General features: G+C 61.4%; 8 protein-coding genes. 5 read left to right on the forward strand and 3 right to left on the reverse strand.

What is annotated here, in order from left to right; translation table 11 throughout:
• The 4 genes from AS9A_RS21110 to AS9A_RS21125 all read left to right on the forward strand — a co-directional run bounded on the left by AS9A_RS21110 (position 1) and on the right by AS9A_RS21125 (position 4,004).
• Complete coding sequence (locus tag AS9A_RS21110; RefSeq protein WP_013809197.1) at positions 1-1,092, forward strand: PDR/VanB family oxidoreductase; 1,092 nt, start codon at positions 1-3, stop codon at positions 1,090-1,092.
• 11 nt (positions 1,093-1,103) lie between these two features.
• On the forward strand, positions 1,104-2,108 hold the full coding sequence (locus AS9A_RS21115; protein WP_013809198.1) for a PHP domain-containing protein: 1,005 nt from the start codon (positions 1,104-1,106) through the stop codon (positions 2,106-2,108).
• A gap of 37 nt (positions 2,109-2,145) precedes the next feature.
• Positions 2,146-3,483, forward strand: a complete 1,338-nt coding sequence (ggh, locus tag AS9A_RS21120) for a glucosylglycerate hydrolase (RefSeq protein WP_013809199.1) — start codon at positions 2,146-2,148, stop codon at positions 3,481-3,483.
• 80 nt (positions 3,484-3,563) lie between these two features.
• Positions 3,564-4,004: an Rv3143 family two-component system response regulator gene (locus AS9A_RS21125; RefSeq protein WP_049793964.1), complete on the forward strand. Its 441-nt coding sequence runs from the start codon at positions 3,564-3,566 to the stop codon at positions 4,002-4,004.
• On the opposite strand, the gene AS9A_RS21130 is transcribed toward AS9A_RS21125, so the two are convergent.
• The 3 genes from AS9A_RS21130 to AS9A_RS21140 form a co-directional block, all read right to left on the reverse strand.
• Positions 3,983-4,414 carry a CBS domain-containing protein gene (locus AS9A_RS21130; protein WP_013809201.1) on the reverse strand — a complete coding sequence of 144 codons (432 nt, stop codon included), beginning with the start codon at positions 4,412-4,414 and terminating at the stop codon, positions 3,983-3,985. The genes AS9A_RS21125 and AS9A_RS21130 overlap by 22 nt on opposite strands.
• A 96-nt stretch (positions 4,415-4,510) precedes the next feature.
• On the reverse strand, positions 4,511-5,605 hold the full coding sequence (locus AS9A_RS21135; protein ID WP_041451268.1) for an NAD(P)-dependent alcohol dehydrogenase: 1,095 nt from the start codon (positions 5,603-5,605) through the stop codon (positions 4,511-4,513).
• Positions 5,602-6,072, reverse strand: a complete 471-nt coding sequence (locus AS9A_RS21140) for a DUF4334 domain-containing protein (protein WP_013809204.1) — start codon at positions 6,070-6,072, stop codon at positions 5,602-5,604. The genes AS9A_RS21135 and AS9A_RS21140 overlap by 4 nt, the downstream gene beginning before the upstream one ends.
• A gap of 88 nt (positions 6,073-6,160) precedes the next feature.
• Between AS9A_RS21140 and AS9A_RS21145 the strand changes: the two genes are divergently transcribed.
• A complete protein-coding gene (locus AS9A_RS21145) occupies positions 6,161-6,763 on the forward strand; it encodes a TetR family transcriptional regulator (RefSeq protein ID WP_013809205.1) in 603 nt (200 codons plus the stop codon).
• Positions 6,764-6,772: the final 9 nt, after the last annotated feature.

Genomic DNA, 6,772 nt, shown 5'->3' on the forward strand with positions numbered 1-6,772 from the left:
ATGAGCGTTCTCCACCGGCCCCCCGGCACGCCCCCGCTCGCGCTGCAGCGAACCCACACAGACCGCGTTATCGACACCTTCGGCGTCGTCGCGGAAACATTGTGGATGCGACTCGTCACCTCCTCCCAGTACGCGGTAGGACGTAAGGCGCACGCACGCGAGCACGCCTTGCTACTTGAGCTGGTGAACCGAGAGGTTGTCGCTCACGACGAGGACGTTGTGCAGCTGACATTCGCAGCACCTGATGGTTCCCCGTTGCCTGCTTGGCAGCCCGGATGCCACCTCGACATCCACCTGCCGTCCGGCAGGCGACGTCAGTATTCGCTGTGCGGCGACCCCTCAGATACTGGGCACTACCGCATCGCGGTGCGGAAGATTCCTGACGGCGGCGGCGGTTCACTCGAAATGCACTCGCTCCGCGTCGGCACGTCAGTCGAGATCCGCGGCCCACGCAACGGGTTTCCGTTTGTACCGCGCGAACGCATGCTTTTCGTCGCGGGCGGAATCGGGATCACACCAATCCTTCCCATGGTTCGCGCCGCACAGCGCCTCGGAATCGACTGGCATTTTGTGTACTGCGGGCGCAACCGCCAGTCAATTCCGTTCCTCGCCGAAATCAGCACGTGGGATCAGCAACGGGTGACAATCCGGCTCGATGACGAGCAGGGCGTCCCCACTGCGGGTGATGTCCTGGCTGAAGCGCCCACAGATGGCGCCGTCTATGTGTGCGGCCCGCCCCCGCTGATCGAGCTCATCCGTTCTGCAACCGCCGACGATCGCGCGGTGTCGATCCATTCGGAGCGTTTCAGCGCTCCCCCGGTACGCAACGGGCGACCGTTTGAGATCCAGCTGGCGCGCACTGGCAAGGTAGTGCCAGTTCCTGCTGATCAATCGGCTCTCGCGGTGATCAAGCAGCACGAGCCGAATGTGGGTTACTCCTGCCAGCAAGGCTTCTGCGGCTCCTGCAAAGTGCGCGTGGTGAGTGGTACGCCGGAGCACCTGGACGGCCGACTCACCGAGGAGGAACGCGCGGATTCGATGCTGATCTGCGTGTCCAGAGCAAAGACAGAACGGCTCGTCCTGGATCTGTAACGATTGAGGGTATGGATCCTGTCGAAGCGCTGCGTGAGGTCGCGTTCTGGCTGGAACGCTCGCGGGCCGAAACCCACCGAGTCCGGGCGTTCCGCCGGGCGGCCGACGTTGTCGCAGGCTTATCGATGGATCAGCGAGCGAAGAAGCAGCAAACAGATACGTGGACATCGCTGCCGGGGATCGGCCCTAAGACCGCTGCCGTCATCCGCGAATCATTCCACGGGGTACCGGAATACCTGCGCACTCTGCAAGAGTCGGCGGAGCCGATTGGTCTCGGCGGGCAGGAACTCAGGACCGCACTCAAGGGTGATTTGCACACGCATTCGAACTGGTCCGATGGCGGTAGCCCAATTGCCGAGATGATGGCGAGAGCGAAGGCGCTTGGCCACGATTACTGCGCTCTCACCGACCATTCACCGCGCCTCACGATAGCGAACGGCCTGTCCGCGGAACGGCTGCGCACACAACTGAACGTCGTCGCCGAGCTCAATACTGAGCTCGCGCCTTTCCGGATTCTCACCGGAATCGAGGTGGACATACTCGACGATGGGTCCCTTGATCAGCATGAGGAACTGCTTGCCGAACTCGACGTCGTCGTCGCCAGCGTGCACTCGAACCTGCGAGCGGAGAAGAACGCGATGACGCGGCGCATGGTCCGCGCCGTCCAGAATCCGCATGTCGATGTTCTGGGCCATTGCACTGGGCGTCTGGTCGAAGGCGGACGCGGGAAACGCCCCGAATCGAAATTCGACGCCGACCGTGTGTTCAGCGCGTGCCGGGACTTCGGGACTGCTGTCGAAATCAACGCGCGTCCGGAGCGCAGGGACCCACCGAGTCGCCTGATCGATCTCGCCCTCGATATCGGATGTCTTTTCAGTATCGACACTGACGCGCACGCCCCCGGGCAGCTTGACTGGCAGGGGTATGGGTGCGAACGCGCGGCCGAACGAGGCGTCGAACCCAGCCGCGTGATCAACACGTGGCCGCTGCACGAACTCCTCGCATGGACCCGTTGAATTCGCGGAAACACCGTCGAGGCCACAAAATGGGTTAATGCCGGATCGAGGATTTACTCCCACACAGCTCGCAGCCCGTGCTGCGTACCTGTTGCGCGGCAATGATCTGGGGACCATGACCAGCGCCGCGCCCCGGCTTTATCCACATATGTGGAGCTGGGATGCCGCATTTGTCGCAATCGGCCTAGCGCCACTCAGTGTGGAAAGAGCCGTCGTCGAACTCGATACGCTTCTTTCGGCGCAGTGGCGCAACGGCATGATTCCGCACATCGTCTTCGCCAACGGTGTTGACGGCTACTTTCCCGGTCCCGCACGTTGGGGATGCCGGGATCTCGCGGCGAATGCGCCCCTAGGAATGCAGACCTCCGGAATCACCCAGCCGCCTGTTCACGCCATCGCAGTTCAGCGCATCCTCGATCATTCCCGGCGCCACGGCCGCACCACTCGGGCGATCGCTGAAGAGTTCCTCGATCGCCGCTGGCCCGATCTGGTGCGCTGGCACCGCTGGCTTGCTCACGCGCGCGATACATCGGAGAACGGCCGGATCACCCTGTTCCACGGCTGGGAATCGGGCATGGACAACTCGCCCCGATGGGACACCGCATACGCGAACGTCATCGCTGGCGCTGTTCCTGCGTACACGCGTGAAGATCTCGCGCACGTCACGGACGCAGCTCAACGGCCAACGAACCGCGAATATGACCGATACCTGTGGCTACTTGAAGAGATGAAAACGGCCCGATACGAGGACACGGAACTATCCGCGACAATGAGCTTCGCGGTGGAAGACGTCTTCGTAAGCGCGGTGTTCTCGATGGCGTGCGAGATCCTCGCCATCATCGGTGAAGACCATTCCAAGCCACATTCCGATGTGCGAGAACTGCACTATTGGGCTGAGCGATTCCGCAAGGGTGTCATCTCGACGACCGATCAGCGATCCGGCGCCGCGCGTGACTACGACCTGCGTGGTGGCACCTGGATCGCGACTGACACGATCGCGATCTTCGCTCCGCTGATATCTGGAGGGCTTGATCGTGAAGCCGAACGCGCACTGCTTCGCACGTTCGAAGGGCCGAAGTTCTGCGGTCACCCGGATCTCCGGTACGCGGTTCCCCCGTCGACTTCGCCAGTCTCCAAGGACTTCCGGCCATTCGAGTACTGGCGCGGACCCATCTGGCCCGTGATGACGTGGCTGTTCTCCTGGGTGTTCGCACGCCGCGGCTGGGCGGAACGCGCCCACCTGCTGAGATCCGAGGGGCTGCGGCAGGCGAGCGATGGAAGCTTCGCGGAGTACTACGAACCGTTCACTGGCAATCCGCTGGGAAGCATGCAGCAATCATGGACAGCCGCAGCGGTGCTCGACTGGCTTGGGTAATTCTCAATCCGGATTTCTGTGGGAGGAGACGAGGAACGTCTACTGCCGTGGCGAGCGAATCGCGCTGTAGCATCGGCTTTGTGACCCATGCCACCGCTGCTTCCAGCCCATCAGGCTCGACGCTCGCACTGCGCGTGCTCGTCTATAGCGACGATGCCAGTACCCGTGAACAGGTCAGGCAGGCGCTAGGTAAGCGTCCGCACCCTGACTTGCCCCAATTGGAGTACATCGACGTCGCGACTGCCGCCGTCGTGATCAAACATCTGGACGCTGGTGGTGTTGACCTTGCGATTCTGGACGGCGAGGCAGTTCCTGTGGGCGGCATGGGAATCGCGAAACAACTCAAGGACGAGATCGACCCTTGCCCGCCCATTCTCATACTGACGGGGCGAGCCGATGACGCCTGGCTGGCGAAGTGGTCACGAGCTGAGGCTGCAGTCCCGCACCCCCTCGATCCGATCAGGCTGGGCAAAGCTGTCACGGACCTGCTTCGTGACCGCTACCGCCCACCCGCGATGTAGGTTTCGAGCTGCTCACGGTCACTTTCGAGCTCACTGATCCGGCTCTTTACGACGTCACCGATACTGACGATTCCGGTCAAGCGGCCGTCTACTACTACCGGCATGTGGCGGACGCGGCGTTCGGTCATGATTTCGGCGAGACTATCAACGTGATCGGTCGGCACGCAGCTGACGACGTCCGTTGTCATAATCGCGGAGACCGGCGCTTTAAGTACCGCCGCCCCGCTCCGATGGAGTTTCCGGACAACATCACGTTCGGAAACAATCCCGATGACGCGCCCGTCTTCCACCACTACCAGCGCGCCGACGTTGTGTTCCGCGAGGGCGGCGATAAGTTCGGCGACCGTCATTTTGGGGTTCGCGGTCGAGACGTTTGAGCCCTTGTTTCGCAGCAAATCCGAGATCCGCATGTGAGCCACCTCTTGTTCTCGTCAGCTTTGCCTGCTTTCAAGGCTATCGAGCGCAGTGAAATCCCGTAACCTGACACGCGAAACATTTCACGGAGATCAGTTCTTTTCCTCCCAGACCAGGACGGGTTTGATCGTTTTTCCCGCCCGCATGTCCGCCACTGCGTCATTGATGGCATGAAAGGAATACTTGGTGACAAGCTGTTCCATGGGAAATCGTCCCTCCGCGTGCGCGTCAAACAGTGTGGGAATGAAGTTCTGGGGCACACCGTCACCCTCCGTGCATCCGCGGAGCGTTTTCCCGTTGAGCATGAGATCGGTGATGTTGATTTCCGCCATCGTCTTCCCGAGCCCGACAACGACCAGCGTCCCGCACGAGTCCAGAGCCGTCAGAGCCTCCGCAATGACAGCTGGGATCCCAGTCGTGTCAAGCGCATGCGAGGTGCCGCCGTCGGTGATCTCCCGTATTGCGCCGACCGCTGCGGTGCCAGGTTGGAGCGCGACTGTCGCACCCAGCTTGATGGCTTGCTGACGACGCGATTCGACGGGGTCGATCGCCACCACTGTGCGAACGCCGCACGCTCTCGCCGCCATGATTGCAGCTAGCCCTACCGCCCCGGCCCCAAAGATCACGAGCGATGAATCCGTACCCGGTGCGAGCACATTGAGGACGGCACCGGCGCCTGTCTGGAATCCACAGCCGAGCGGAGCCGCTGTCGCAAGGTCGGCGACATCGTCATCAACTACGACCACATTGCTCGACGATGTGAGAACGTGCTGCGCGAAACTTGACTGCCCGAAAAACGCGCCGAACAGCGGTTTCCCATTCTGGGTGAGGGTCGGTGTACCGTCCCGGCGGCCGCCCGCGGAGTTCAGGGCCTGCATGTGCGTGCAGTAGCTCGGCAACTCGCTTATGCAGTGCCGGCATTCCCCGCACCACCGATAACTGAGCAGCACGCGGTCACCGGGATGGATGCTCTCAACGGCATCTCCCACGGATTCGACGACGCCCGCACCCTCGTGCCCGAAGACAGCGGGCATGGGCACCTTCGACTTGAACGTCAGATCGGTATGACATACCCCCGAAGCCTCGACGCGGACCAGTATTTCGTCCGCGCGCGGTTCGGCTAGTACCACCGGCTGGATCACGAACGGAGCGTCCGGGGCGGGTGAAACTGCGGCGAGGGTCTTCATGAGGCGCGAGTCAGAACGAAATAGAAATGCTGCCCTCTGGGCGTGACACCTTTGCCGTTCATGATTCCCATCAGCGTGCTGGCATCGACTTTCTTGAAATGGTCGAAAACCGGCCGCATGTCGTACACCATCGTGGCAGTGATCTCGCCGCGGAACTCGATATTCCACAGGCTGGCTTCCCCGCCCATTGTCTCGGTATTGGAGTAGAGCGCCCCACTATCGTCACGGCAGATGAGCGGCTGGGCATCAAGGAGGGAATTGAAGTTTTTTCCGTGCCAGCGGATCTTCTCGAGGGTGCCGCATAGTGGATGTCCGGTCGTGAATTCAGCTCCCTCCCATTCGCCGAAGATCTCATCCGCCCGAACAGGTTCGAGTGCCCCCCAGATCTGGTCAAGCTCTGCCGGGTCGACGGGACCGTCGTGCTGCTGCAGGTCGTGAAAACGAGCGTGTGCATCGGTCAGATTCATTGTTAACTCCTTTCCCGAACTTTTTGGTTCGGATTCGGTGTTCGACGGTACGCCGAACCAGATGGTTCGGCAAGGTACACTGACGGGAATGCGAGCAGCAGGAGAAGCGACGCGAGAACGCATACTCGTGGCAGCAACTGAAGAGTTCGCCGAGTTCGGGTTCGCGGGTGCGCGCATCAACCGGATCGCGAAGACAGCCCGGGCGAGCAAAGATCGCCTCTACACCTACTTTGAGAACAAGGAAGATCTGTACACCGCGGTCACTGCGCGGTGGGTAGCGGAAACTGTCGGCGAAGCCGCCCTGACTGCCGATGATCTGCCCGGCTACGTCGGGCGTCTTTACGACAGCTTTCTGTCTCACCCGCATAACCTGCAGCTGCAAACATGGATCGAACTCGAATCACCGGAAATACTATTCCGCGAAGGCCCCTTCCGCGCCGCCCGCGAAGTCAAACTCGCTGAGATTCGCCGGGGGCAGCGTGCAGGTCTCATTGATTCCTCGTGGAAGGCCACAGACCTGCTGATCATGCTTACCGATATCCCGCGCACGCTTGCCGCGTCGGTACTTGTCGCGGAGCGGAACGCACCCGCAGGACTCACCCATTCCGTCCGGGCTGATCGTCGCATTGCGGCAATTGAGGCGACGCGACGGCTCATCGCGTTTCAAAATCCATCTGCTCAGGTCGTCTAAACACGGCAA

This window comes from Hoyosella subflava DQS3-9A1, from assembly GCF_000214175.1.
Taxonomy (GTDB): domain Bacteria; phylum Actinomycetota; class Actinomycetes; order Mycobacteriales; family Mycobacteriaceae; genus Hoyosella; species Hoyosella subflava.

What these genes read in the sequence shown, in the direction of transcription:
- AS9A_RS21130 (WP_013809201.1), bottom strand. Translation starts at nt 4,414, where the DNA reads ATGCGGATCTCGGATTTGCTGCGAAACAAGGGCTCAAACGTCTCGACC.
- AS9A_RS21115 (WP_013809198.1), top strand. Translation starts at nt 1,104, where the DNA reads ATGGATCCTGTCGAAGCGCTGCGTGAGGTCGCGTTCTGGCTGGAACGC.
- AS9A_RS21135 (WP_041451268.1), bottom strand. Translation starts at nt 5,605, where the DNA reads ATGAAGACCCTCGCCGCAGTTTCACCCGCCCCGGACGCTCCGTTCGTG.
- AS9A_RS21110 (WP_013809197.1), top strand. Translation starts at nt 1, where the DNA reads ATGAGCGTTCTCCACCGGCCCCCCGGCACGCCCCCGCTCGCGCTGCAG.
- AS9A_RS21145 (WP_013809205.1), top strand. Translation starts at nt 6,161, where the DNA reads ATGCGAGCAGCAGGAGAAGCGACGCGAGAACGCATACTCGTGGCAGCA.
- ggh (WP_013809199.1), top strand. Translation starts at nt 2,146, where the DNA reads ATGCCGGATCGAGGATTTACTCCCACACAGCTCGCAGCCCGTGCTGCG.
- AS9A_RS21140 (WP_013809204.1), bottom strand. Translation starts at nt 6,072, where the DNA reads ATGAATCTGACCGATGCACACGCTCGTTTTCACGACCTGCAGCAGCAC.